We start from the raw sequence: 26,556 nt of genomic DNA on the forward strand, positions 1-26,556 counted from the left end.
CTCTTACTTGCCAAGGTGTGAAGCAGATTTTCCCATACTATCTAAACAAAAATTGTTAGTTTGGTCTGAAAGCTTCAACTGTCACAGTACCTGCGTAACTGCCAGCTTTTGTATTAGCATCTAATGTCACATTTAAGTCAATGTTCTTTGGTGTGGCGGTAACTAAACCTTCAGCAGTGTTGGTAAGAGTAGCATTAGTAGGCTCAACAGTGATAGTAGCACCACCTGAACCCGATGCAGTAAATGTTCCAGTATCAAAAGCTACACTATAGGAGCCTGTAGGACTGTTAGACCAAACAATGTAGGCATTGGGAATGCTAACTGCAACAGGTGCGCCTGGTGCTGAAAACGGCGATGTAGTATCAACTGTAGCTCCAGTGGATTGGTCGCTGCCAATATAAGCAGGTGGAGTGCCACCTGCTGAGGTTAATGTTACTGCGTTACCAGCCAGCTGAGTAGGTGTAATAACTACGTCAGCATTTTGAACAGTTCTCAAGTAAAGAATTTCTGGCACAGATACGTTAACGTTAATGGTTTGAGAAGGGCCAGCACCTTGAGCAATCTGAGCGTTAGCAGGAGCAGAAACAACAGCACTACCTAAAGCAGCAGTACCTAAAGCAGCCAGAGCTAAAAATTTGTTCTTCATATTGAAAGACATCTCCTAGTTTTTTGTATTTGTGTCAATTTATGTTGACTATGAGTAAACTTTGTAGAAACTGAATGCGGCAAAGAATTTTTCTGTTTGGTTTGTCAGTAAATAGCTGAACAACCAGTTAAATCTGCTTTCTTTTTACATAATTTTGTTTTTTTGAAATCACCTCCTGCTTAAATCACATACAATTCTGTGCCGTTAACCCCATCTGTGGCGGTGAAGAACAGCTTTGTACCAACGACAGTCAGCTGACTTGGGTTAGCATTTCCTGAAGCGTAAATGTTGCTAACCTTTTGCGTGTTATTAGCTGTGCCGTTACTGAACCACACCTCTCTGTTGCTGCCATCAGAAGCTGCAAAGGCGAGAGTGCCATTGAAATTGACGAGGCTAGTAGGAATACTGTTATTAGAACCAGTCCAAATATCTTTTACTGTGTTAGCGTTTGTGCCATTTGTATTCCAGAGTTCTACACCTGTATCCGGATCATTTGCCACAAAGTATAGGGTATTACCAACAGGAGTTAGATAGATAGAACCAAAACCAATGTTAGGTGAATCTCCATTAGGATTAATGGGTAAAGTTCCGTTAGGCGTGCCATCACTCTTCCATAGTTCTAAGTTAAAGTCATTGTCGCTATCTGTGACAAAGTACAAAGTATTACCAACATCTGTCAGATTAGTTGGTGCAAATCCATTGTTACCAGAGGTAATATCTTTGACTAAGCTGGCTGTTGTGCCACTTTGATATTTCCAGACTTCATGCCCAGTTATACCATCATTAGCAGTGAAGTAAAGCGTACTGCCAACAACAGTTAAACTACGTGCATAGGAGTTAGTAACTCCGCCTGTGGTAATGACTTGTGTACCTGCTACAGTCCCATCAGTTGACCAAATTTGACTGTTATTTTTAGCTGTGAAGAACAGTCGATTATTAAATGCAGTAGTAAAAGTAGATGGGTTATTGGCTGGATTGGTAGTAGCAAAACCAGGGTTAACATCAACTAAGCTAAGATTAGTCCCGTTATATACCCATAATTTCCTGGCACTATTACCATCTACCGCAGTGAAGAAAAGCTGACTACTAACAACTGTTAGATTACCAGGATCAGAATTACCAGTATTGGCGTTTATATCACTAATTCTGTTTGTTGATGTACCGTTATACTCCCAAAGCTCTCTACCATAGGTGCTGTCAGAAGCTGTGAAGTAGAGTTTGTTGTTAAAGACTACAAGATTAGTAGGGTTAAAACCACTAGTATTAGTGAGACGGATGTTTGTAGTGCCATCACTCTTCCATAACTGTATACCATTCACCCCATCATCAGCTGTAAAATACAGAGCATTACTCAAAGTTGTGAGATTGCTGGGGTTAGAACTAGCTGCGCCTGGATTAATTTCTAGTCTCGTAACTTTTCCTTGGGCTGATAAATTTAGTCCATAGAAAGTACTGGCTAAACCAGTAGTATAGACACGAATGTAGTATGTTCCAGCGTTAAGAGTGAGATTACTAAAACTTTCACTACTACTTCCAGGTTGATTAGAGAGCGCTATTTGTGTATTGTTACTGCTGAGTAACTGTACATCTGCGTTGACTAATTGTGCATCTGAATAGCTGCTCAAAACAGCCAGATTTAGATTAAAGTTACTGGTTTGAGTCAGAGTGAGTTTGTAGTAGTCGTTAGTATCTATGTTGCCTACAAACTCATTACGGGAGAGAAAGCCATTTAAGTTTCCTAAATCTTGTGCTTGAGCCAAAATATTGAAAGCTTGGTCTGTTCCTACATTTTCGGCGGTAACACTGAGGGTATAGTTAGCTACTGTAGCACTACCACCACGACTCACTAAGATGTTATAAGTACCAGCAACTAAGCTACGGCGGATGTAATCTAGGAAGGTTCCTGATTGGTTAGAAACTTGAATGTTAGCACCACTTTGGTCTTGCAGAATTAAATTAGCGTCTGCTGAAAGTGATGTAAATTTAATATCAACTAAAGCATTTGAAGTGAGAGTAAATTTATAAAAGTCTTGATTATCCCCTGTGCTAACTAAATCTGAGATGGTTGTAGGAACGTTAATGGTAGTAGCATTCGCTAATGTATTTCCTCCTTGGTCGGTAGGATCACCAGTAAAATTGACTTGTAAATTGTAATTAGTAGAGTCTCCATTAGCGGCTACATTAATATAATAAGTACCAGCAGCTAAATAACGATTAATAACATCTGGGTTTGTACCTGCTAAGGAACTATTTTGAAGGGAAGAACCAGAACTGTTTAATAATTGTAAGTCAGCATTACCACTAGTTGGTGTGAGGTTAATGTTAACAGTACCACTATTAGTTAATGTGAATTTGTAGTAGTCGCTATTATCTATAAATTGTCCAGTACCTACACTACCTACGAAATCAGTATTACTGTAACTACCACCATTTACAGATGTACTGATATCTCTATTTGTATCAGCTAGTGCAGTTGTGTTGTCAGATATTCCACTATCTGTAATTGTTTCTGCTGAAAGGCTCAAATCGTAAGTTGTACTCACTCCACCAGTAACTAGATATATCTGTACATAGTAGGGAGTATTGGCGGGTTGATTATTGAGATTAAAGCGGATAGATTCTGAGGTGTTACCAGGCTTAGGAGAAGATTTAAGAGTATTACCACTACTATCCAGCAAAATTAAATTGGCATCGCTACCTGGTTGTAACTCTGTAAGATTAAGGGTTACAATGCTAGAACTACCGACAGTAAATTTATAGAAATCATTTCTATTAGAACTATCAAGAGAGTCTTGAAATACATTCGCTGCACTAGTTAGTGGACTACCAATATAAGTTGCTGTATCTAATGCTGTGGCTCTTGTATTTCCTGGTGCTGGAGAGAGGTTTGAATAAGTTGGCATAATTATTAAATACTTTTTATAGCATTTCTACATTTATAAACTAGCTGCATTTTTTCACTGTAATACAACACAAGTTTACTTGCATGAATCAACTATTAGCGACTTTCACTTCTTTTAAAGCAACACCTTGTTCTGCGAATATACAAACAATTCTAATGTTTGTGCTTTCAAAATTGGTATTTTAAGGGTTCTATGTGAATGGAGAGATGTCATCATATATTCTTAACTTTGAGTTTTCTCGAATAGAGCGAAACTCATGGAGAATAGGAATAATTTTAGAGAGCTTAAAAGTGAGGGTGTTTGGTGATTAATAAGGAGATGTTTGGTTAGGTTGAAAGTCCACGGCGTAACCTTACCAAATTTAGTAAAGATAGACTTCTTCTAAGTTAGAAAATATTCAGTTACAGAGCAAAAAATTAGTGCTACTGATAATGTAGCCCTCATTTTCTGTAGTAACTAAAGCTTATTTATAACTCTAATAAAAAGTTATCAGTAATTTATATTTGGTCTAGATTGGTATTGATGAAACTTTGCGTCTTAATGAAGAATATCCTCGTAGTTCAACAGTAAATAGAATTTAACTTCTACAGAAAATCATCTACATCTGTAATACTACTTAAATTTTTTAATTATTGTAATTAAAATATCAGGTAGTGTTAAACTAATTTTAGATGTATAAAATAATTGCTTAAATCCCCAACCCTATAGAAGCGTATTACTTACTTACTACAGTATGAAGTATGATACAGGCATAAATTAATAGATTTTTTAACGCAGAGGAATATGAGGTTAACGCAGAGGGGCGCGGAGTGTTTTTACAATGAAGTAGCTAGAGATTATATATTTAGTTTTTCTGCGTTACCCAATGTTTCAAGCTACTCGTCGTCGGTTGGCTATCTGGTACACGGCTGTTACTGCTGTATTACTGCTTTTGTTCGCTAGTGGTGTATATTTATATGTCCGTAGCACTTTGGTTGAGCGGATTGATGATACCCTCAATCATGTGGTGGAGATAGTTGAGCGATCGCTAGTTATTGAACCAGACAAAAATGACTCTGAACAACTACACATCAATGTAGAAGCCAGTTTTCGCAATAATGCCAATACTGTAGAAGATGACCACATAGACTTAGAGTGGTTTAGCCCGACTGGTGAATTAATTTGGTCAACTTTTTCTGAACCTCTCAACATTCCTATTCACAGTAGCCGCACAGGTGAAACTGTCCATGTCTATAAACAAGACACCTGGGAAGATTCACAAACCTCTCCTCCAGGTATGCAGTCACCTATAGATGGAAAAACCCCTGTACTGCTGTCTCCCCACTCCCCATTGTTATTACGCCAAGTTACCCAACGGGTAGAAGTTGGACGACAAGTTTTAGGATATCTGCGTGTGAGTCATCCTTGGTTTGAAGTGACAAAACCGAGTCGTCAGTTAATTTTTGATTTGGCTTTGGGTACTGGGTTGATGGTAATTTCTGTAGGTGCAAGTGGTTGGTTTTTGTCGGGAAAAGCGATGGAACCGGTGGGGGAGTCTTACCAACGCCTTAAGCAATTTACGGCTGATGCTTCCCATGAATTACGCAGTCCCATCACTTTAATTCAAACTAATGTACAAGTAGCTTTAGCAGACTTAGAGTTAGCTCAAACGGAAGCCACTATATCTTCTAACTATCGTCAACAGTTAAAAGTGGTGGAACGACTAACGCAACGTTTGGGTAAATTAGTTAATGATTTACTATTTTTAGCGCGTCAGGATGGTGGTGTCAGCAGAGATGGCTTCTCAGGGTGTCCTGTAGATGCTGTACTGATAGATGTGGTGGAAGAACAGCAACTCTTGGCGCAGGAAAAAGCCATTACACTTAATCTGCATTTAATTGATCCTCAAGATGGGGAAAATGACCCAGAATTATTAGAAAATTGGTTTACACTCATGGGGAATTGGGATCAACTGGTGCGATTATTTACCAATTTGATTGGTAATGCTTTACATTATACCCCTGCTGGTGGTGCAGTGAATGTGGAATTGGTGCGAGTAGATAGAGTCCGCTATGGTACTCCTCAGTTACAAATCAAGGTAAGCGATACAGGTATTGGTATTCCCACCGACGCATTACCAAAATTGTTTGACCGCTTTTACCGAGTTGATCCTGCACGCACTCATAAAAGTGGCAATGTAGGTAAAGATAGTACGACAGGTTCAGGATTAGGACTAGCGATCGCTCACGCTATAGTAGAACATCACCAGGGTAGCATTCAAGTCGAAAGCACTCTAGGCAAAGGTACTACCTTTATTGTCACATTACCAATAACTCTAGAGTCTTAATTTAGTAATTGCTATTTGTTTCCTGTGACAGATGAATTATCGTAATTTCTCATACTAATTTATCTAATAAAGCTTGCATTTTTTAAGCATAAATATCTAAAGCAAGCAGTTATTCGGCTAGTTATGAGCCTTATAGACTGCTGTTTTCCTGTTAGCGAAATGCAGTTATAACTAAACTTTTGGAGGGCTTGATGACAACTTCCATACCAGAGAAGAATCTACCTTTTTTAGAAAAAGTAAAAGAACAGAGTGGTCTAAGCGATATTTACGATGCTAGAGACATAACTGAAGTTGTTTATCGTGTTATGCGCGATTTGATGACAACGGAAGCTGCTGATAGAGTTGAAGGAGAATTACATAAACCCGCAGAACAAAGTGATGATAAATCTCTGCAAATGGAAATTGCGGATTTATGGCATGATAGCAATCCGCTTGTGAGATTTTTAAGTCGGGTTCGTCCACCCTGGCAAGGCCCTGGTATCTTTAAAATTGATAGCGATCGCTTCCTATTCCGGGTGGCTAATGAAGGGGGAATGCAGCCAAATGTAGACCGGGAAAGAGTGGTTAAGGCTGTCTTTGCTGCTACAAAAGATGAATTATCTCCAGAACGGATAGAAGAAATTGCTAGTTGGTTGCCAGATCACGTTCGTCAACTTTGGCAAGAAGCTTAATATATAGAAGGGGACAGTTATAAATACCCAGCTTATCAATAAAGTTGGGTATTTCGTTTATCAGGTATTTATTTGATTGAAGACAATTTCTATTAAACTTCTGGCTGACTTAAAGCTTTAATATATTTTATTATTTGATATACATCACACTAAAGATATAAATCTATAATAATATTTTTTTAGTTTATTTTCAAGCCTAAAGTTAGATAAAAAAGCGAAAAATAGTTGTTAAATTATAAATACTTTAATACGCTTTGTAATTGCTCAGTCTAGTTTTAATTTAATTAATTTAATAACCAAATACATAATATTTAAGCTTCTCTTAAGTTTGAGTTATCCCAGGAGTAAACAATGAGTAATTCTTCCAAGTTTCGCAAATCTGCTGAATTATTAAGTGCTGTTTGTGGCAGCTTATTGATGGGTGCATCAGTGATTCCACAAGCAGTCTTGGCACAACAACCAACTAATCAGCAACAAATTAATCAAACTACCTCTCAAGTCAATCCTTGTCCGAGAATTTTTTACGAAGCACCCCATAATAATCAGGTTGCAGTTCCACAAGGTTGCCCACCTAATGCCTATACTCAACAATTAATAGACCAAGGTCAACTTAATCAAAGTAATGTTCCCGCTAATCCAACAGCCGAACAAATAAGATTAGGTGTGGGTGGCGAAGCAGGTTCAGCAACCAACCCCAATCCCACCATTTTGAATGAAGCACCTTACAATCGCTCTCAAAGTGGATTGCAACCCCAAGGTTCTGTACAACCAGAAACTACGCAACCAAGTGTGACACCAGCAAGCCAGACTCCAACTGATCAAAGTGTGACACCTTATCCCAGCCAGCAGCAAAGTCCCAGCGCTCGGATTGCCACAGTAAACGGTAGAGTAAACATCAGATTGGTTAATGACACAGCCGCTACAGTAACCTATCAAGTAATTGGTGACACCGCACCGCGATCGCTCCCAGGCAAATCTAATGTTACACTCCAAGGTTTAGCCGCACCAGTTACAGTTACCTTCCAACGCGAAGACGGAGGATTGTTACAAGCAACCCCCCAAACTTCCAGCCAATCAGGACAGTTAGAAGTCAGATTAAAGGAAACTACTAGCCAAGGGCAAGATAGACGCGCCTTAAGGATTGAAAACAACGGTTCGGTATTTTTAAATTAGTCATTAGTCAACAGTCAATAATTTCTGGACTTTTGACTATGGACTGTGGACTATTGACTCTTCACTTTTTACTTCTTAACATTTGCGTCATGCGATCGCGTAGTAAGGCTTCCTCTTTGTTGTCTTCTAGGCTTTGAGAAAGGATAATGGCTCTTTCGTAGAAATTACGGGCAGTTGGGTAGTTACCTAGCTGCTCGTATAATTTTGCGTAGGAGGCGAAGGAATTTAATTCTTCTCGCGGATTTTGTAATTCTTGGGCGATGGTTAAACGCTCTTGGAGTAAGTCAAAGGCGCGTTCATAACGTCCGCCTGCGCTGTGCGCTGTGACTAAGCCGTCAATGGCTCGTAATTGATTAGAGCGATCACCTATACTTTTAGCCATCCTCATAGCTGCGCCATAGCTGCTAATCGTATCCTGATAATTACCAGCCGCTAAGTAAGCATCACCTAAATTATTTAAAGTATTTATCTCACCTTGCGTATCACCAGTACGACGGCGGAAAATTAAAGCTGTTTCATAAAGTTTAATCGCTTTGTTGTAATCACCTAGCCTGGCTGCTACAAGACCTAAATTACTTAAGGATAATCCTTCACCTTCGATATTCTTCACATTGTCGGCGATAGTATATGCGTCTTCGATAGTCTCGCCGGCGATTTTGGGTTCACCATATTGCAATAGTAAAGTACCCAAATTATTTAGGGCAAAAATTTGTGATTGAAAATCTTTGGTGTCACGGGCGATCGCTAAATGTCGGCGTAATGCGTCTTCACCTTCTTTATAACGCCCCAATTGTATATAAGCTTTAGCTAACAAATTGTAAGTTTGACCTTTTGCTTTGACATCGCCAACCAAGTGAAAAATATCCAGCGCCTGCAAACCAGCGTCAATAGCCTTTTCGGGATATCCCGCAGCATATTGTTGTTCAGCCACCCGTAATAGTGAATCAGCATCATCCCTAGATGGTTGTCTAAAAAAACCATTTTTAGGACGATGGAGTTGTTGAGTAATATCAGCCGCGCCTGCTGTTACAGGATACAGCAGGGAAATGAGAATTAATAAGTAAAAACCAAACAACTTGTAGTTTTTAGCTTTAGTGCTAGAGAATAAATGCTGTTGTGTCATAAAACTTACCCATGAAATCGCGGATTTAAGTGTAAGCTGGCAAAAAAGTTTTATTATGTCAGCATGAAGACTAGCATTATACGGATATATACTTAAGCTAAGACTTAACTAAATCTTCACCCAAGTATATAGCGCGGATGTCTGCGGGTAATTTGTCCTCTAGCATACGATAGCCTTCCTGGAGAAAATTGGCTACCTCAGCAGGTGTCACTTTTTCCCCTTCCGCTTGTAAGTAAGCTGCAATGCGAGTCTCGCTCCAGTGAAAGGTTTGCGCCATTAAAAGCATTAAACGTAACATTGGGGGTAGTTGGTCTAAAGCTTGTTCTACATAACACCAAAGCGGTGGTGAAGTTGCTTGCAGAGAATAATGAATTGCTTCGGTGGGTGGTAGCTGAATTTCGTTGATACAGAAAGCTGTGATGTTGATTAGCCAATTTTGCAAAGTTAAACCTTCATGACCAGGGGAGGGATTTTTTAAATTGAGTCCACCGAGTTCATAATAGATGTGCCGCCAAGTGAGGGCGAAAAGATAATCTGCCTGTACAGGCGATCGCGCCGAATGTTGAATCAAGGTGTAGACTATAGGGCTATAACGGCAGAAAATCACAGTGAAATATTTGCCAGCATCGGGATGATGCTGAAACAGATCCAGCAACTCTTGGTCAGTGTGGTGGAATAGCGACTTTACCAATGGATGATTAGCTTCTGAAAAATGGGGAATTTGCATAAGGTCGTCCGTTGATACTGGTTAAAATAAAGTGGGCAATAAAACTTTGGTATTGTGTATCTAATTTGTAGTTTTCGTGTTGACAGTCGCCTGTTAACAGGTAATTGTCAACAAGCTTAGTTTAGTCTTGTACACTAGAACAAAGACCTCTTAACTGAAGTCTTTATAGAGAAAAATAAAAGCGGCTCCCTTATATAATTTTTGATTTGTTCATGGTTATAGCAGTTAGTGTCTTATCTTTCCGGCTTACCCCCTTTTTAGGCTCCTTCTTGCCCTCGCTACCCCTGGATAGCCTATTTTCTACCCAAGGCATCATGGTGATGCTCTTAGCAGCATATGCTGGCGCTATGTGGTTATTTCTCACTAGCGCTCCTAAAGTGCATACCGTGATGGTGTCCGACTTAGAAATTGCCCGACAATTATACGAAGGGCTGCTAGATTTGCCAGCCGCAGAAGTACCGTTACATTACTACTACAACTACGAACAAACTATAGGCGCAACGGGGATAGATCCGCTATATATGTCCACAAGCCCTAATTGGTCGGGTAAGTCTATGACCAATGCCAGCGATGGGTTGTGGTATCAACTGAAGAAAAATACTCAACTGCACGTTATTACAGGCGCGAGTTTGGGCGTAAAAAATCAGCAACGTCACGTTTGCTTCGACCGTGATTGCTTGGAAATGATTTTAATGCGGGTGGAAACACGCGGCTTGAAATTAAAGATACGTAACAATAAACCCCTAAATTTTCTAGTTAAGGATTATGAGGGGCGGATTATTGAAATAGCGGAAGTGGCAAATTAGTTATAGAGCATTGAATAAAAATAAGGTGCGTTTAGGTTTTCCTAGACGCACTTTATTTATGTTTATTTACCAAAACTGATGACTAGATACAGTTACTATCTCAACTCAACTGTTCAGACTTAAATTTCCCTTTGATAGACTTGTTGAAATATTGACCCTTGGATGGTGCATTGTCCCATTCTTCCTTAATACTAGGAGGTACTTTGAAATACTCATAAACACTTCCACTATCAAATTCAACAGTCAATGTTTGAGTTTTGGAATCATAGCGAAATTCCTTAACAAAGCTGCTTTCCGGCTTGAGTAAGGGGAATGCGATCACATCCCTAATACTAGGAGAATCAGTTAATAACATCACTAACCGATCAATGCCGATGCCTAAACCGCCAGTGGGTGGCATCCCGTATTCCAAAGCAGTGAGGAAATCTTCATCTACGCCTTGGGCTTCTAAGTCACCAGCTGCTTTTTTCGCGGCTTGGGCTTCCAACCGTTCTCTTTGGTCAATGGGGTCGGTTAATTCTGAGAAACTATTCGCAGTTTCGCGCCCAACTATGAATAACTCAAACCTTTCCACTAACCCTGGTTGAGAACGGTGAGGTTTAGCCAATGGAGAAATTTCTACAGGATAATCAATCACAAAAGTAGGCTGAATTAGGCTAGTTTCTACCTTTTCTTCAAATGCTAAATTCAGTAATTTACCTATAGATTGGGCTTCATCCACGCCAGGAATGCCAGCATTTTTACTTGCTGCTTTCGCTTCATCCAAACTGGAGAAAGCATGGAAATCTAAGCCTGTATGTTCCTTCACCAAATCGTGCATTGTCACCCGCCGCCAAGGTGGTGTTAAATCTACGGTTGCACCTTGGTAGGTAATTTGCAATGTGCCGAGTACATCTTTGGCAACGGTGGTAATAATACCTTCCGTTAGCTCCATCATGTCATTGTAGTCGGCGTAGGCTTGGTAAATTTCAATTGAGGTAAATTCGGGGTTGTGTCTGGTAGAGATTCCCTCATTGCGGAAAATTCGCCCCAATTCAAACACCTTTTCAAAACCACCCACAATTAACCGCTTGAGATGGAGTTCTGTAGCTATTCGCAGATACAACTCCATTTCCAAGGTGTTGTGGTAGGTAATGAAGGGACGCGCATCAGCACCACCAGCTTCACTTTGTAGAACTGGAGTTTCAATTTCTAAAAAATCACGTTGTTCTAAATAACGGCGAATACCTGCGGTAATTTGAGCGCGACGGCGGAACGTTTGCCGGACTTCGGGGTTAACAATTAAGTCAACATAGCGTTGACGGTAGCGCTTGGCAACATCCGTTAACCCATGCCACTTGTCGGGTAGGGGCAAAAGAGATTTAGTGAGGATGGTGTATTGTTTGACGTAAACTGATAATTCGCCCTTTTCAGTCCGTTTTACTGTTCCCTTAGCTCCCAGGATATCGCCTACATCTGTGAGTTGTTTGAGATGATTAAAAGCATCGGCATCAATTTCTGCCATGCTTTCTTGGATACGATTTTTATCTAAATAAAGCTGAATTGTGCCTGTTTCATCTTCTAAGGTGAAGAAAGCCAGCTTACCAAAAACCCGACGCGCCATAATGCGTCCAGCAATGGCGACTTCTAAATCAACTTCTTCACCACTGGGTAAATCGACAAATTGTTCTTGCAATTCGGCTGCGTGATGGGTAGACTCCCAACGGTAGGCGTAGGGGTTAGTTCCTATCTGCCTGAGTTGTTCTACTTTCTCCAGCCTAGCGGCACGGATATCTTCTTCCGACATGGTAACGAACTAAATAGGGCAAGATTAATTATAAATAGGGATTAGGGATTGGAGACTAGGAATAAATTAATTTAAAATTATAGAACGCCTGAAAACAAAGGATTTCGGATTAAGAGTGGCGAATAATTTTTATGATTTGTTCAGATTTAGATTTGCAGTAAGCGATCGCTCTCATTATATCCCCAGAGGCGATCGCATTTTTTCCCATGAGAGGCAGACAGGTTTTAATTAATAAAGCTTGATGATGAGTATCGGGATAACAGCGCCCTCAGCTTTAAATTTGTTAACTGTTCTATAGCTTTAATCAGACGTTCTTGTTCTGGTTGCAGTTCCAGTGCAGTCAAAGCTTGGTTCAAGCTATCGCCAGAGTGTAGTCGATGCCTGAGTTCGTCACGTTGCGAAATATCTAAAACTACTTGAATTTCTCTATTTCTGCGTTGCAGCACGGCTTGTAATCGTTGACGCTGCAAAGGAGTCAAATCCAAATCAGCAAAAGAAGGATACGTAGTAACCAAATTAGCAGCAGAAGCATGAATTGCTATTGATGGAGTATTCAGCCCAAATGATGCTGCCACAACTACTGGCATAAACAGGTTCAGGGCAAGAATAGTGACTAATACAGCCAGCCACTTCGGAAAGTTAATTGCCATATTCAGCAGTGTCCAGACAGAGTTTATTTATTGCTTACCTGTTGTGCAGGTATTGAGGTTCACATTTGAAATTCTCCCACTCTCCAAGGGAGATTTTATCTAAAATGATCACTCTCATTCTGAGGCTACACCTAAGCTAAAAGCAACGAAGTCTCTTATATGACTTTTTTGCGCAAATGAGATGAAAGACGTGAAAAATCATGCGATCGCTATCAAGGGATGAGATTAAAATAGCTCAGTTGGAAAGTTCGATAGAACATAAATCTTGTTTTTGCTGGGAAACCTAGTTAATGTAGCGATCGCAATTGAGCAAATTCAGCAGCTAATCTTAAAAGCAGTTTTACGGATAAGTAGAACAAGGTGAAAAAACCAAAGTGTGTAAAGATAAGTAAATACATAAATGTGTCTACCAAGGTAACAGGGATATGGGCAGCCGTTTAAGGGTATTTCTGACTCCTAAGCAAGATAAAATTTTGTTCAACCTGAGAACGGCAGATGTACCCCAGAAAGTGAAAGACCGAGCCGAAGTGATCAGATTAAGCGCACATGGTTGGTACGTAGAGAAGATAGCAGATCACTTTGACTGGACTGCCCAAACAGTAAGAGAAGTTTTGCATAGATGGGAAAAACAAGGTCTAGAAGGACTGTGGGAGAAAGCAGGGCGGGGAGGAAAATCAAGGTGGGCAGAAGCTGACATGGCGTTCTTAGAAAAATGCTTGGAGCAAGAACCACGTACATATAATAGTGTTCAATTAGCCCAAAAATTAGAGCAAGAACGCTCCGTGAAATTGAGTCCTGACTGGTTAAGGCAGGTACTCAAAAAAAGGGGGTCATTTGGAAGCGAACTAGAAAAAGCCACAAAGGAAAGCAAGACAAAGTATTGCAGCAAATCAAACAGGCAGACTTAGAGATGTTGGAATTATCTGCTGCTGCTGGAGAAATCGATTTAAAGTATATGGATGAATCAGGGTTTTGTGCCTGGAGTGAACCCAGTTACAGTTACTACTTCCGAGGTCAGCAAAAACGCCTGGAGCAGAGTAAGCGTCGGGGTCGAAGGTTAAGTATTATTGGGTTTCTTCAACCCCTAATTAGTTTTGTGTACGGTCTAGTGATTGGTGGCGTTTCACGCAAATCCTATATTCAAATGATGGAGCTTGAAGCACTTGAAGCCCAAAAAGCAGGTCGTATCAGAGTCATCGTTCAGGACAACGGCCCGATACATCGGTGCAAAGAAGTTCAGCAATTATGGACAAAGTGGGAAGAGATGGGTTTGTACATCTTCTTTTTACCTAAATATTGCTCAGAGATGAATCCAATTGAATTGGAGTGGCAACACCTGAAAAAAAATGAACTAGCTTCTCAAAGTTTTGAGGATGAATTAGACCTTGCCTATGCTGTCATTGATGGAGTTCAAAATAGAGGAGAAAAGGGAAACTACAGTACGCAACGTGTAAAATTTAACTCTTATTCTTCTGCTTAATTCTTTGTTACATACTTATAAATTTTCTCCACGACTTACTTACTTACAGTTTGCATGGTTATACATAGGACTATGTGGTCGCCTATTATTCTTTGATGCTGATCGCTTATTGCTAGGATTATGGTTATTATTTACAATTGTTTTCGCCATTACTATTGGCTACCTCTATGGCGGAAAAACTTGGTGTAATTATTTCTGCCCAATGGCTCCCGTAGAAAAAATCTATAGTCCATTTGGTGGATTATTCAATAATGGGACTAATGCAAGTAATCAACTAATAATTACTCAGTCGATGTGCCGTATTGTTTCGCCAGAAGGTATAGAAAGGGTTGCTTGTGTGGGTTGCAAAAATTTATGTATTGATATAGATCCTGAACGAGCGTATTGGCATGAACTCAAGAAACCAGAAGAAACTTTTGTACGTTATGGCTACGTTGGTTTAGTCATTGGTTTTTTTGTTTACTACTAAGCTGCTACGCAGCTTAATTGTATAATATAAACTTAAGTAAAAACTATTATCGGCCATATATGCCAGCAAAAAACCATCTTTCTCAAGAGCAGAAGGAAAGGCTACTGAAAACACTAAAAGAGCATGAAAATCCTTATGTAAGAGAGAAGATTCTGATTATTCTGTTGATAAATGATGGAAAAACATATCAAGAAATTAGCAATTTTTTAGAGATTGCATATCCGACAGTCGCATATTGGGCAGTTCACGGCGACCCGGATAATTTAGAAAGCTTTTTAGATGGAAGAAGAGAAGGTAACTGCCGCAAAGTTACCAAAGAATATGAAAATTTGTTATTAGAAATAATTGAGAAAGACCCAGTAGAAAATGGATATGAATTTGGTCGATGGACGGCGGCAAGATTAGCAACATATCTTGAAGAAACAACAGGAATTAAGTTAAGCGGCTCTCAAGTTAGGAGAATATTAGAGCGAAAAAAGTACGTTTACCTCTGGGCAAAATACAGCCTAGAGGACAAACAGAATCCTGAAAAGCGTAAGGCATTTCAAGAAAAGCTATCAGAATATTTAAGAATAACCAAAAAAACTCCAGAGCGTTTACAAGTATGCTTTTGGGACGAAAGTGGATTTAGTTTAAGAGTGATAAGAAGAAAAAGTTGGGGTAAGAAAGGTACAAGGAAAAAAGTTACAGGGCAAAGGAGAAGAGGAAGAGTAAATATTATGGGAGGGTTACGTTATCATGACAAGAAAAGAATAAATTTTGTCATAAAAAAAGGAAATGCAGATGTATTCTATGAACAGATTAAATCTCTAAATAATTTTCTGTTACAAGAATGGGTAGAACAAGGGAAATCAGTTGAAGAATTTAAAGATGGTTCAGCGAAAATAGTTATCATACTAGATAATGCTAGTTTCCATAAAAGGAAAGATATTTTATCTAAAATTGAGTCAGAAATGCCAAATATTATTCTAGAATTTCTTCCACCTTATAGTCCAGATTATAATTTAATTGAATTGCTTTGGCATTCAGCTAAAGAATATATAGCTCATAGATTGTTTGAGTCTGTATCACAGCTAGAAGAATTGTTAAATAAATTGCTCAATCAAGGTGGACTTATTATTAAATGGGAACGCAAGATTAAAAATAAAGGTAATGCTGTTTATTAACTTTAGCTGCGTAACAGCTTACCTTTATGCAGGTAATTGGGAGTATTACTTTTCAGGTGCTTGGGTAAGACAATATAACCAGCCTGCATCATTATTCAGTCCTGGATTTTATCTATTTGGAGAAGCAATTCATATACCTAAATTATTTGCCGTACCAATGGTATTGGCAGGGGCTACAGTATTTACTTATCTTTTAGGACTATTTGTGGAAAAACAAGCAAAAGTCTACAGTAGATTACGTCACCTCAATTTGTCACCAAATATCATTCGCCATCGCATTTATACTGTTTCCACCTTTGGAGTTTTCAACTTCTTTTTTGTCTTTGGTGGTCGTCCTTTAGTTTTACTACTTCCACTGTGGATACAGTACATTTATAGTTCACTATTAGTTTTACTCAGTATGCTATGGCTTTACAAAACTTGGTTACGTAGCCCTAATATTCTTTTATACAAAAGTACTACCAATATCTGTTAGCGTTAAGTCTGGTGCAAATTCCTATTGATATACTTTAAAAGTAGGATATGAAAAATATAGCCATAATTGGTATTGCTTATTTGTAGTTTATGTGTGTCGAAGATTATGAAACTTTTTTGCCTTAATATGAAGCTGTTTTAAAAAATTTCTTAAATACCTGTAATAAAAATTAGCGAGATTTAAAGTGATTAGCAGGCTAAATGAAATAATTTCTATCTTAAACTCAAAATTATCTATCATGTAATTAGTCCAAAGCTACTAACTAAAGTTATAAATAAGATAAATTTTCGTATTATCCATATCAAAACCTTAATTTCCTTAATTTTAAAAATAGCTCATTATATATAGCTGATAGTTTATTAATGGATGACTGACTATATCTATCTTCTGGCTTTCTCCATTTATTTCATTTGGGAGAAACAATTGTAAAGCAGACTTAGTAACCTGGATACAGAAGCAAGTAAATTTTTCGAGGTCATTATGAATATAATTGCTTGGGTAATCTTAGGTCTATTAGCTGGTGCGATCGCCAAAGCTATTTATCCAGGTACACAAGGTGGCGGTATTCTCTCTACAATCATTCTAGGTATTATAGGTGCCTTTATTGGGGGTAGCTTATATAGCCTGTTCTCCACGGGAAGCTTACAATTTGCAGCTACTACATTAAGTCTTCCTGGTCTTTTGATTGCTGTTCTTGGTGCAATCGTTGCTATCTATCTTTGGGGACTACTCAGCAGAAGCAGAAGCGTTTAAACTTGCGTTACTACAATGCGTAAGACGTAAGAAGCCAGTTATTTTTATCTCGATAATTACAATACTGGCTTCTAAGAAAACATTCAGAAATAGCAGTGTTTTAATTTAAGAATCAATAGTCGTATTCTTTATCTATTGTAAGCGTTTAAAAATTAAATACTAAGCAAATGCTTAGTATTTAATTGTCGAACTTAATCGAAGAGGCAGTTCATGTTTTATCATAAGAAAGAGCCGATTCATGTTGTCAACATTGATGAAGCTAATCCTCGTTTTGCTCAATTACTTCTAGAGCAATTTGGCGGAGCAACAGGTGAATTATCGGCAGCATTACAATATTGGGTGCAATCATTCCATGTTGAAAATGCAGGAATTAAAGATATGCTGCAAGATATCGCCATCGAAGAGTTTAGCCATTTAGAGATGGTTGGTAAACTCATCGAAGCGCATACAAAGAACGTAGATCAAACAGAGGCTTATAAAAGTACCCTCTTCGCCGTAAGGGGTATGGGGCCTCACTTCTTAGATAGTCAAGGTAATGCCTGGACAGCAAATTATCTGAATGAAGGTGGAGATGTAGTTCGAGATTTAAGAGCTAACATTGCATCTGAGGCGGGAGCGCGGCAAACCTACGAAGCACTAATTAAGCTATCACCAGACGAAGGTACTAAGGAAACATTGGTTCATCTTCTCACACGTGAAATCTCTCATACCCAGATGTTTATGAAAGCTTTAGAGTCACTGGGTAAACTAACAGATCCCTTCTTTGGTAACATTCAACTTGACGAAACCGTAGCACTCTATTACAATTTATCAACTAATGGCAACGGTCATGATGAACGTGGCCCTTGGAACTCAGAGCCAACATTTGAATATGTGGCTAACCCCTTGGAAAAACACTCTTAATTCAAGATATTGGGGTTAAATCTCAGTTAGGTATTGTTTGCTGGAGCATCTATCAATTAGTTACCTAACAATGAGTCTGTTGGGTAACTAATTGGAGAAAAATTTAGAAGCAATTAATTATCTATCTTACCTATACAGTGTTGAAAGTTATTTTTTAATTCCTATGTTTGGTGGGCATTGCCCACCAATTAAATAATCAAATTAATTTTATTTTAGTAATTTATTTTAATAATCACAATTTAAAGCAGAGGAGATTAATTTGTGATTGTAAACGCAACATCAACGGGATGGGAAGTTATTTACCACCGCGCTCATGCCTTATTGGCAGCTCAATTAGCAGGACAATGGAAACGTAAAAACTCCCCGCCTAGAATCTATGAAACTTTAGCTGCAATTTCTCACCATGATGATTTAGAAAAAGAATGGGAAGAGGATAATCTGACAGAAGCTGGTGCGCCTAAAGACTTCTTAATGACTGATGATACTTTAACGAAAGATAGCTCAGAAGAATCATTTCAGAAACTAGCTGATTTGGCTAAGAACGCCCGTTATCGTGGGCGTTGGGTAGCTATGTTAATTTCTATGCACATTAGTCGTTTGAATGAGTCTAAAAGAGGACAATCACCCGCATTCGATAAATTTCTAGATGAACAACTAGAGAATCAAAAGCATTTTCGTCAAGAACTTGGCATAGAGAAGGATGATGCAGATGCAGCTTATGCTTTTATGCAGTGGTGCGATCGCTTATCTCTCATTCTCTGCCAACAAGAATTACCAGCTGATGAACGTTTTCTCGAAATCAGCAAAGGCCCAGATGGTAAACGTTATGACATTATGCAACGTAGCGATCGCCTAGTCACTGTCGAACCTTGGCCTTTTGAAGACGATAAATTTACTGTCAATGTCGAGGCTTGTGACTTACATCATGTTAAGTTTAAGAGTAATTCCGAACTTACTCAAGCACTACAAACCGCTCCAATTAAGGTACTAGAGTGGACTTTCATCAAAAGTTAACTGACTAGCCTATCCATATTTCACCATAAATAAAAAGCACCTGGGAGTGTTACCGTGTTTCCACCCCAGATGCTTTTTACGTTTCAACTTGCTCCTCACACACCAATAAAAAATAGCACTTTTGATTTTGAAAGGCAAGTATATTGTGTGACACTTCGCCAACTGTACAAAAAATACTACACTCAAATAAAAAGCGCCTGGGAGTGTTGCCGTGTTTCCACCCCAGACGCTTTTTATTTCTAACATTGCTCCTCACACACAAATATAAAATAGCACTTGTGACTATAAAAAGTAAATCTATCCTGTGACAGTTTGTTTTCTGCACAAAATAGAGTGATGTTTTCTCGAATCATAAAAAAACGCCTGGGAGTGTTACCGTGTTTCCACCCCAGACGTTTTTTATTTTTAACTTGCTCCTCACACACAAATGAAATATATCATTTACGCTATGAGATGACAAGTATAATCTATAACTCTTTATAAATTCTTTAAATAAAGTCTAAGAATCATTATTAGTAATTAACGTTTCTTAAAAAACTTAGGTAAGAGCTTGACTATTTATTTATAAATCTATAAAGCTATAATTTAAAAGCAATGCTCACTTGACAACAAAAATTTAGTCGAGGTATTAAGTTAGCGCTGCAAACTATACCAAACACTGAAGAACAAAAGTGCTATGTTGCCTCCGTCTCCCTTTCAATTAAAAAATAAAATTTTTTATAGCAATAAAATATATCTTTAGATTGTTGACTTTTATAAAAAGAAAACTATATGTCTTATAAACAGGTTACTGCAAAGGATTGAACGCAGTATGACATTTATCCAGCGCTCTCATCTACAGCGTTACTGTATTTCTATCATGTCGGTATTATTAGCGCTGTTACTAGGCATAATGCTGGAAAAATCTTCACAAATGGAAATTTCGTCCCTGTTATTGGCGGCTGTGGTTTTTAGTAGCTGGTATGGTGGATTAATAACTGGTTTAGTTGCTACAGTTTTAACTATTTTAGTTAAAGCTTACTTTTTTGTTGCGCCCTTTGACTCTCTATTAGTGAGTCAAGGGAATGAGGCACTAAATTTAATTGTTTTTACCTTAGTAGCACTATTTATTAGTTTATTAAAACTACAAACATATCCCAAGCTAACAACATCAAGCAAAGAAAAATCTCTCTTTCCCATACACCCTCAAACCTCTGGTACGCTTGCCATCTTCAATGACATTACACAACACAAGCAAGCCCAAGAACCAGCAAAAAGCCACCTCGAACACCAACACCTACGCGCCATCCTGGATATTTTGCCTGTAGGAGTAGTAATTTCTGATGCTAAAGGACAACTTTTGGAGATCAATCCAGCCGTCAAAGCAATTTGGGGTGAAGACCCTCCCTTGCTGGATAATGTCAATCAATACCATGAATATAAAGGATGGTGGGCAGATACAGGTAAGCCCTTGGCTGCCCAAGATTGGACACTAGCACGAACCTTAGCTACTGGTGAGGCCATCATTGGCGAAAAAATTGATATTGAAACATTTGATGGGCAGAGAAAAACTATCCTGAACTCGGCTATCCCTATCAAAGATGAAACCGGAGCAATTATCAATGCAATAGCCGTCAATATAGATATTAGCGAACAACAAGCCGCGTTACGCGATCGCCAACGGGTAGAATTGGCATTACGACAAAGTGAAGCCCTAGCTAAAGCACGAGCAGAAGAACTAGAAACCATTATGGAAACAGTGCCGGCTGCTGTCTGGATAGCACACGATCCTCAGTGCCATTCTATGAGCGTCAACCCGGCAGCATACGAAATGATGCGGTTGCCTCCCGGTTCAATTATGACAGCCACCCCTGCCAGTGGAGAATACCCATTTCCTTTTAAAATCAAAAAAAATGGTGAGGACGTTCCTGTCAATGAGCTAGCAATGCAGCAGGCCGGAATTACTGGCAAAGAAGTAGAAGCAGAGTTTGAATTTATCTTTAGTGAAGATGATGTACGGCATATTTACGGCAAAGCTGCTCCTTTACGTGATACAGATGGCAATGTCCGAGGTGTAATCGGAGCCTTTCTTGATGTCACCGAGCGTCAGCAATTGATGTCTCAACTACAACAAAAGCAAGAATGGCTGGATCTAGCACAAAAATCAGGAAAAATCGGCAGTTTTGACTGGAGGATATCTACTGATGTCAACTTTTGGTCACAAGAGTTAGAAGCTATCTATGGTTTGCAACCGGGTGAATTTGGTGGTACTTTCGCCGACTGGTCAAAATGGGTTCATCCCGATGATTTAGCTAAGGTAGAAGCCGAATTACACCAAGTGGTAACCACAGGCTTAAAGGAATTTATCACGGATTTTCGGATTATTCGTGCAGATAAAAGTGTTTGTTGGTTACAGGCAAGAGCTAGAATTTTTTATGATGATTGTGGTCAACCATTAAGAATGGTGGGAGTCAATATCGATGTGACTGAGCGCAAATTAGCAGAAGAAGCGCTACAGCAAAGTGAGGCTCGACTACAGCAGTTATTACAATCAAGTATTATTGGCATTATTGAGGCAGATGTAGAACGGATTCATTTTGCTAACGATGCCTTCCTGGAAATGGTTGGTTATACCCATGAGGACTTACTCAAAGGAAAGTTGCATTGGCAAGACATGACACCGCCAGAATATGCCCAAATTGACCAAGTTAAGGTACAGGAAGTATTAAACTCTGGATTCTGCACTCCTTTTGAGAAAGAGTATATTCGTAAAGACGGCTCGTCTGTTCCTATTTTATTGGGTGCTGCTCGATTAACTCACAATTCCTCAAGATGGGTTTGCTTCATTTTAGACTTAACAAAGCGTAAACAAGCAGAAGCCGCACTCCAACAAAGCGAACTAATGTTTCGCACCTTGGCGAATACAATGCCGCAAATGTTCTGGATTACACAACCAGATGGTTATCATGAGTATTTTAATCAACGCTGGTACGACTACACAGGAAAAACTCTAGAACAAGTTAAAGGTGAAGGATGGTTAAATATTCTACATCCTGATGATGTGCAACCAACAATAGAAAAATGGCAAGATAGCCTAGCAAATGGCAAAGATTACGAAACTGAGTATCGTTTACGTCGTGTAGATGGACAATACCGTTGGCATTTAGGACGAGCATTGCCATTAATGAATGAAGATGGTGAAATCATTAAATGGTTTGGTTCTTGCACAGACATTCATGACCAAAAATTAGCGGTTGAAGAACGCGCTCAAGCTTGGGAACGGGAACGTGCAGCGCGGATAGAATTAGAACAAGCCAACCGCATGAAAGACGATTTTTTAGCCATAGTCTCTCATGAATTGCGATCGCCACTTAATCCCATTTTAGGTTGGGCGAAACTCCTCAAAAGTCGCAAGTTAGATGCCATCAAAACTAATCAAGCCTTAGAAGTTATTGAACGCAATGCCAAATTACAAGCAAGGTTAATAGACGATTTACTTGATGTGTCACGGATTTTACGTGGCAAACTGAGTTTAAATGTCTGTACAGTTGACTTGGGAAATACCATTGAAGCAGCATTAGAAACTGTACGTCTCACAGCTGACAGTAAATCAATACACATAGAAACTTATTTGACTTCCTCTGTCTGTACAGTAGAGGGCGACCCCAATCGTTTACAGCAGGTAGTGTGGAATTTGCTTACTAATGCTGTGAAATTTACACCAGAAGGTGGTAAAGTAACAATCAGCCTAGAAAGAGTCGGTGCTATTGCTCAAATTAAAGTCAGCGATACAGGAAAAGGTATTAGTCCCGATTTTCTACCTTATGTATTTGAACGTTTCCGCCAAGCCGATGAGGTAACAACTAGAAAATTTGGTGGGTTAGGGTTAGGATTAGCAATAGTCCGCCATCTTGTAGAACTTCACGGTGGTTCTGTACAAGTAAACAGCTCTGGAGAAGGATTAGGCGCAACATTTACAGTCAAGCTACCCTTGATTGTTGCTTCTCCCATAGAGGACGAAGATTTGATTGCTGACATTACCCCAAATCTGCAAGGCTTGCGAATTGTAGTTGTAGATGATGATACCGATACTCTAGAATTACTGAATTTTGTTTTGGAACAGTATGGCGTAGATGTTCAAGCAGTGAGTTCAGCGAAGGAAGCATTAGAAGCGATCGCTCAAAGCAAACCAGACATATTATTAAGTGATATTGGTATGCCAGATGTCGATGGCTATATGCTGATTAAGCAAATTAGAGAAATGGAAGTATCATCAGGCACAATATTACCTGCGATCGCTCTCACTGCTTTTGCTGGGGAAGCGAACTCTCAAAAAATTATCTCTGCTGGTTTCCAAAGGCATCTCACCAAACCAGTAGAACCATCAGAATTAGCAACGGTAATAGCTAATGTCCTTCAAGATAAATAACTCAGCATCTAGTTCGTAGTAAAGACTTTAGCCCTATCATAAATTAAAAAGCGCTCAGAAGTGTTACCGTGTTTCCACTCCCAGCGCTTTTAATTTCAACTTGCTCCTCACACAATCAGAGAATATATCGCTTTCAAAGCAAGGCGAGTATTAGAAGTGACACTTTCCAAACTGCACCACATTCAAGCGTTCAGGAGTTCTAAGTAGCCAGTGAGAGATTTTTCTTGTTTCTCGGCTCTATTGCGTTATCTTAGTGTAAAAAATGACGTACACCAGTTAAAACCATTGCTAAACCAAGTTCATTAGCAGCTTTGATAGAATCTTGATCATTTCTACTTCCTCCAGGTTGGACAATGGCAGTAATACCTGTGGCGGCGGCGGCTCTGATAGTATCATCGAAAGGAAAAAAGCCATCACTAGCAAGAATTGCACCTTTAGCTTTTTCACCAGCTTGTTCCAAAGCAATTTTTGCAGAACCGACACGATTCATTTGTCCTGCACCTACACCCAAAGTAGCGCAATCGCGTGACACCACAATAGCGTTAGATTTTACGTGTTTGCAAACCTTCCACGCAAACAACAATTCTTCTAACTGATCATTTGTAGGTTTTACTTCAGTCACGACCTGCCATTGAGTTGTATCAGCAACAATATCATCCGCCGCTTGCACAAGAAAACCCCCAGCAATTTGTTTTACCAAAGTTTTAGGGCCACTACTCAAATCTGCCAATGTCAAAACTCGCACATTAGATTTCTTGGCGAGAATTTGCTGCGCTTCTGCATCACAGTCAGGCGCAACCACACATTCTAAAAACGTCTTAGTTAATTCCTTAGCTGTAGCCGCATCAATAGTACGGTTCAACGCGACAATTCCCCCAAACGCAGAAGTAGCATCAGCATTAAAAGCCTTTTGATAGGCCTCAACAATAGTATTCCCTAACGCCGTACCACAGGGATTGGTATGTTTAATAATAGTTGCGGCTGGTGAATCAGCGAACTCTGCAATAATTCTACGTGCAGCTTCCAAGTCAACCAGATTATTGTAACTCAGTTCTTTCCCTTGCAACTTCTTCGCTGCTGCCCATCCCGTTGGTGTAGTTCCAGTTTGATACCAAGCAGCACTTTGATGTGGGTTCTCACCATAACGCAGAGATTGTAATTCATTTCCGCTTAGGGTGTGTTGTTGCGTACCTGAGAGGTAAGATGCGATCGCGCGATCGTAATTTGCTGTGTGTAGAAATCCTTTTAAAGCCGCCTTTTGGCGAAATTCTAAAGAAGCTTCCCCATTATTTTGCCGTAACTCTTGCAGATATTCATCATACTGCGCCGGTTCACATAATACTGTTAGATGAGCAAAATTCTTTGATGATGCGCGTAACATCGCTGGGCCGCCGATATCAATTTGTTCAACAGCCTCCGCCAAAGTTACCCCTGGTTTAGCAATAGTCTCTTCAAACGGATAAAGATTCACCACCACTAAATCTATTGGACGAATTTGGTTAGTTTCTAAATCTGCCACATCTTGAGCAACATCGCGCCTAGCCAAAATCCCCCCATGAATGCGTGGATGTAAAGTCTTCACGCGCCCACCTAAAATCTCAGGCGAACCAGTATAATCTGCAACCTTTGTCACAGGCAAACCCGCATCCTTGAGGGCTTGAGCAGTTCCCCCACTACTGATTAAATCAAATTCAAATTCTTCAACCAACCTACGGGCTAGGTCAATTAAACCAGTTTTATTAGATACACTCAGCAGTGCTAGACGCGCCATGTCTCAATTCCTCAGATGCGAAAGACCCCAATTTTTACATAACCCTTGGATCACTTCAAGAGCATGATGGATAATATGAGTTAATCATTTCCTTCTTCCCAGAAATTGCAGACAATGAAAAACTCAACCTTCACCTGATGATTCTTTGCGTCTGTGCATGAGGAAAATAATCTCAACTAATCTTCATACTTAAATCCAACCACTTCGACTGAGTAATAGGCGCACTACTAGAAATATAATCAACACCAGTCTCAGCTACCGCCCGAATAGTTTCCAGGGTCACATTCCCAGAAGCCTCAATCTTTACTCTACTATCTTGCTGACGAATTAACTGCACTGCCTGACGCATCAAATCAACAGGCATATTGTCCAACATAATAATGTCAGCCTGATATTCCAAAGCCTCCTTCACCTGTTCAATCGTTTCCGTCTCTACTTCTATCGTTAACGTATAAGGAATCTGAGAGCGAATACGAGTAATAGCTTCACTAATTCCCCCGGCCGCCGCGATATGATTATCCTTAATCATCACCGCATCATCCAGCCCTATACGGTGATTAATCGCTCCACCTACGGCAGTCGCGTACTTTTCCAACAACCTCAAACCTGGCGTAGTCTTGCGCGTATCCACCAAACGGGCAGGTAAATCTGCAATTTGTTCTACATATTTATTAGTCAAAGTTGCAATTCCACTCAACCGCATAGCCAAATTGAGCGCTACCCGTTCCCCCATCAACAAAGCATCAAGCGAACCAGACATTTCCGCCACAACCTGTCCTGGCTCACAAAATGCACCTTCATCAGCAGTAGTTACAAAACTAACCTTCTCATTTAAAAGCTGAAACACTCTTGCTGCAACTGGTAAACCAGCAATTACCCCTGGTGCTTTCGCTACCCACTTCGCCGAGCCTAGAGTAACATCCGCAGCTAACAGACTATTCGTAGTGCGATCGCCCCGACCAACATCCTCCAACAACCAGCCCCGTAATAGCGGATCTAAAACCAACCAAGGCGGCAAAACACCAACTTTACTCACAACTTTATTACTTCCCTAATCACATTCAGGAATACTATAGCCTAAAACCTTTACCCTATAAGCCTTGTAGAGAAATTACAAAAAAAGGCGAAAAATTTTTGCCAAAACAGTTGACACTCTCTTATAGCTTGGTTATATTGGATAAGTGCCTGAGAGGCGGACGCGAAAGAGCGACGCTTCCAAGGGAACCGAACCTTGAAAATATTATAGTTTGAAAGCTAGTATACAACAATAGCCTGCGTCAAGAAAATAAAAAACACCAGGCTGAGG

20 protein-coding genes are annotated in these 26,556 nt (G+C 39.6%); 12 read left to right on the plus strand and 8 right to left on the minus strand.

The features are described 5' to 3' along the window. Nucleotides 1-55: 55 nt before the first annotated feature. The gene (locus NSMS1_RS17255) at nucleotides 56-646 is read right to left on the minus strand and encodes a hypothetical protein (protein WP_224085943.1); all 591 of its coding nucleotides are present in this window, start codon (nucleotides 644-646) and stop codon (nucleotides 56-58) included. A gap of 179 nt (nucleotides 647-825) precedes the next feature. Further along, the gene (locus tag NSMS1_RS17260; protein ID WP_224085945.1) at nucleotides 826-3,549 is read right to left on the minus strand and encodes a beta strand repeat-containing protein; all 2,724 of its coding nucleotides are present in this window, start codon (nucleotides 3,547-3,549) and stop codon (nucleotides 826-828) included. Nucleotides 3,550-4,414: 865 nt separating this feature from the next. Between NSMS1_RS17260 and NSMS1_RS17265 the strand changes: the two genes are divergently transcribed. From NSMS1_RS17265 to NSMS1_RS17275, 3 genes are all read left to right on the plus strand, one after another. Then, nucleotides 4,415-5,875, plus strand: coding sequence for a sensor histidine kinase (locus tag NSMS1_RS17265; RefSeq protein WP_224085947.1), 1,461 nt, complete (start codon nucleotides 4,415-4,417; stop codon nucleotides 5,873-5,875). Nucleotides 5,876-6,066: 191 nt separating this feature from the next. After that, nucleotides 6,067-6,546 carry a DUF2267 domain-containing protein gene (locus NSMS1_RS17270; protein WP_224085949.1) on the plus strand — a complete coding sequence of 160 codons (480 nt, stop codon included), beginning with the start codon at nucleotides 6,067-6,069 and terminating at the stop codon, nucleotides 6,544-6,546. 351 nt (nucleotides 6,547-6,897) lie between these two features. Further along, nucleotides 6,898-7,719 carry a hypothetical protein gene (locus tag NSMS1_RS17275; RefSeq protein ID WP_224085951.1) on the plus strand — a complete coding sequence of 274 codons (822 nt, stop codon included), beginning with the start codon at nucleotides 6,898-6,900 and terminating at the stop codon, nucleotides 7,717-7,719. 61 nt (nucleotides 7,720-7,780) lie between these two features. Here NSMS1_RS17275 and NSMS1_RS17280 read toward each other — a convergent pair whose 3' ends face one another. Both NSMS1_RS17280 and NSMS1_RS17285 read right to left on the minus strand, forming a co-directional pair. Further along, on the minus strand, nucleotides 7,781-8,842 hold the full coding sequence (locus tag NSMS1_RS17280; protein WP_224085954.1) for a tetratricopeptide repeat protein: 1,062 nt from the start codon (nucleotides 8,840-8,842) through the stop codon (nucleotides 7,781-7,783). A gap of 97 nt (nucleotides 8,843-8,939) precedes the next feature. Then, the gene (locus tag NSMS1_RS17285; protein ID WP_224085955.1) at nucleotides 8,940-9,569 is read right to left on the minus strand and encodes a sigma-70 family RNA polymerase sigma factor; all 630 of its coding nucleotides are present in this window, start codon (nucleotides 9,567-9,569) and stop codon (nucleotides 8,940-8,942) included. A gap of 212 nt (nucleotides 9,570-9,781) precedes the next feature. Here NSMS1_RS17285 and NSMS1_RS17290 point away from each other — a divergent pair, with 212 nt between their 5' ends. After that, a complete protein-coding gene (locus tag NSMS1_RS17290) occupies nucleotides 9,782-10,375 on the plus strand; it encodes a glyoxalase-like domain protein (RefSeq protein ID WP_224085958.1) in 594 nt (197 codons plus the stop codon). A gap of 100 nt (nucleotides 10,376-10,475) precedes the next feature. Here NSMS1_RS17290 and lysS read toward each other — a convergent pair whose 3' ends face one another. Both lysS and NSMS1_RS17300 read right to left on the minus strand, forming a co-directional pair. Further along, nucleotides 10,476-12,161, minus strand: coding sequence for a lysine--tRNA ligase (gene lysS, locus NSMS1_RS17295; protein ID WP_224085961.1), 1,686 nt, complete (start codon nucleotides 12,159-12,161; stop codon nucleotides 10,476-10,478). Between the two features lie 224 nt (nucleotides 12,162-12,385). Then, nucleotides 12,386-12,811 carry a hypothetical protein gene (locus NSMS1_RS17300; protein ID WP_224085964.1) on the minus strand — a complete coding sequence of 142 codons (426 nt, stop codon included), beginning with the start codon at nucleotides 12,809-12,811 and terminating at the stop codon, nucleotides 12,386-12,388. Nucleotides 12,812-13,236: 425 nt separating this feature from the next. On the opposite strand from NSMS1_RS17300, the gene NSMS1_RS17305 reads away from it, so the two are divergent. The 8 genes from NSMS1_RS17305 to NSMS1_RS17340 all read left to right on the plus strand — a co-directional run bounded on the left by NSMS1_RS17305 (nucleotide 13,237) and on the right by NSMS1_RS17340 (nucleotide 23,479). Next, nucleotides 13,237-14,291, plus strand: a protein-coding gene (locus NSMS1_RS17305) for an IS630 family transposase (protein WP_224085966.1) whose coding sequence is annotated in 2 segments (ribosomal slippage) — nucleotides 13,237-13,629 and nucleotides 13,632-14,291 — 1,053 coding nt in all. Because the reading frame shifts where the segments join, the coding sequence is not laid out codon by codon here. A 4-nt stretch (nucleotides 14,292-14,295) separates the two neighbouring features. After that, complete coding sequence (locus NSMS1_RS17310; RefSeq protein WP_224085967.1) at nucleotides 14,296-14,760, plus strand: 4Fe-4S binding protein; 465 nt, start codon at nucleotides 14,296-14,298, stop codon at nucleotides 14,758-14,760. 59 nt (nucleotides 14,761-14,819) lie between these two features. Further along, entirely contained in the window at nucleotides 14,820-15,926 is a 1,107-nt protein-coding gene (locus tag NSMS1_RS17315) for an IS630 family transposase (RefSeq protein WP_224085968.1), read from the plus strand. Continuing rightward, nucleotides 15,913-16,401 carry a hypothetical protein gene (locus NSMS1_RS17320; RefSeq protein WP_224085969.1) on the plus strand — a complete coding sequence of 163 codons (489 nt, stop codon included), beginning with the start codon at nucleotides 15,913-15,915 and terminating at the stop codon, nucleotides 16,399-16,401. The genes NSMS1_RS17315 and NSMS1_RS17320 overlap by 14 nt, the downstream gene beginning before the upstream one ends. 480 nt (nucleotides 16,402-16,881) lie before the next feature. Beyond that, complete coding sequence (locus NSMS1_RS17325; protein ID WP_224085970.1) at nucleotides 16,882-17,154, plus strand: GlsB/YeaQ/YmgE family stress response membrane protein; 273 nt, start codon at nucleotides 16,882-16,884, stop codon at nucleotides 17,152-17,154. A gap of 210 nt (nucleotides 17,155-17,364) precedes the next feature. Further along, on the plus strand, nucleotides 17,365-18,057 hold the full coding sequence (locus NSMS1_RS17330) for a manganese catalase family protein (RefSeq protein WP_224085971.1): 693 nt from the start codon (nucleotides 17,365-17,367) through the stop codon (nucleotides 18,055-18,057). Nucleotides 18,058-18,318: 261 nt separating this feature from the next. Then, on the plus strand, nucleotides 18,319-19,071 hold the full coding sequence (locus NSMS1_RS17335) for a DUF3891 family protein (RefSeq protein WP_224085972.1): 753 nt from the start codon (nucleotides 18,319-18,321) through the stop codon (nucleotides 19,069-19,071). 811 nt (nucleotides 19,072-19,882) lie between these two features. Continuing rightward, entirely contained in the window at nucleotides 19,883-23,479 is a 3,597-nt protein-coding gene (locus NSMS1_RS17340) for a PAS domain S-box protein (RefSeq protein WP_224085973.1), read from the plus strand. A gap of 250 nt (nucleotides 23,480-23,729) precedes the next feature. Here NSMS1_RS17340 and purH read toward each other — a convergent pair whose 3' ends face one another. Together purH and nadC are read right to left on the minus strand one after the other, a co-directional pair. Further along, entirely contained in the window at nucleotides 23,730-25,250 is a 1,521-nt protein-coding gene (gene purH / locus NSMS1_RS17345) for a bifunctional phosphoribosylaminoimidazolecarboxamide formyltransferase/IMP cyclohydrolase (RefSeq protein WP_224085974.1), read from the minus strand. Nucleotides 25,251-25,422: 172 nt separating this feature from the next. After that, complete coding sequence (gene nadC, locus NSMS1_RS17350) at nucleotides 25,423-26,286, minus strand: carboxylating nicotinate-nucleotide diphosphorylase (RefSeq protein ID WP_224085976.1); 864 nt, start codon at nucleotides 26,284-26,286, stop codon at nucleotides 25,423-25,425. Nucleotides 26,287-26,556: the final 270 nt, after the last annotated feature.

Source organism: Nostoc sp. MS1, assembly GCF_019976755.1.
Lineage (GTDB): Bacteria > Cyanobacteriota > Cyanobacteriia > Cyanobacteriales > Nostocaceae > Trichormus.

Excerpts from the sequence above, each read along its gene's own strand:
- lysS (WP_224085961.1), bottom strand. The coding sequence starts at position 12,161 with ATGTCGGAAGAAGATATCCGTGCCGCTAGGCTGGAGAAAGTAGAACAA.
- NSMS1_RS17255 (WP_224085943.1), bottom strand. The coding sequence starts at position 646 with ATGAAGAACAAATTTTTAGCTCTGGCTGCTTTAGGTACTGCTGCTTTA.
- NSMS1_RS17320 (WP_224085969.1), top strand. The coding sequence starts at position 15,913 with ATGCTGTTTATTAACTTTAGCTGCGTAACAGCTTACCTTTATGCAGGT.
- NSMS1_RS17285 (WP_224085955.1), bottom strand. The coding sequence starts at position 9,569 with ATGCAAATTCCCCATTTTTCAGAAGCTAATCATCCATTGGTAAAGTCG.
- NSMS1_RS17280 (WP_224085954.1), bottom strand. The coding sequence starts at position 8,842 with ATGACACAACAGCATTTATTCTCTAGCACTAAAGCTAAAAACTACAAG.
- NSMS1_RS17270 (WP_224085949.1), top strand. The coding sequence starts at position 6,067 with ATGACAACTTCCATACCAGAGAAGAATCTACCTTTTTTAGAAAAAGTA.
- NSMS1_RS17325 (WP_224085970.1), top strand. The coding sequence starts at position 16,882 with ATGAATATAATTGCTTGGGTAATCTTAGGTCTATTAGCTGGTGCGATC.
- purH (WP_224085974.1), bottom strand. The coding sequence starts at position 25,250 with ATGGCGCGTCTAGCACTGCTGAGTGTATCTAATAAAACTGGTTTAATT.
- NSMS1_RS17300 (WP_224085964.1), bottom strand. The coding sequence starts at position 12,811 with ATGGCAATTAACTTTCCGAAGTGGCTGGCTGTATTAGTCACTATTCTT.
- NSMS1_RS17330 (WP_224085971.1), top strand. The coding sequence starts at position 17,365 with ATGTTTTATCATAAGAAAGAGCCGATTCATGTTGTCAACATTGATGAA.
- NSMS1_RS17265 (WP_224085947.1), top strand. The coding sequence starts at position 4,415 with ATGTTTCAAGCTACTCGTCGTCGGTTGGCTATCTGGTACACGGCTGTT.
- NSMS1_RS17275 (WP_224085951.1), top strand. The coding sequence starts at position 6,898 with ATGAGTAATTCTTCCAAGTTTCGCAAATCTGCTGAATTATTAAGTGCT.
- NSMS1_RS17290 (WP_224085958.1), top strand. The coding sequence starts at position 9,782 with ATGGTTATAGCAGTTAGTGTCTTATCTTTCCGGCTTACCCCCTTTTTA.
- NSMS1_RS17315 (WP_224085968.1), top strand. The coding sequence starts at position 14,820 with ATGCCAGCAAAAAACCATCTTTCTCAAGAGCAGAAGGAAAGGCTACTG.
- NSMS1_RS17340 (WP_224085973.1), top strand. The coding sequence starts at position 19,883 with ATGACATTTATCCAGCGCTCTCATCTACAGCGTTACTGTATTTCTATC.
- NSMS1_RS17260 (WP_224085945.1), bottom strand. The coding sequence starts at position 3,549 with ATGCCAACTTATTCAAACCTCTCTCCAGCACCAGGAAATACAAGAGCC.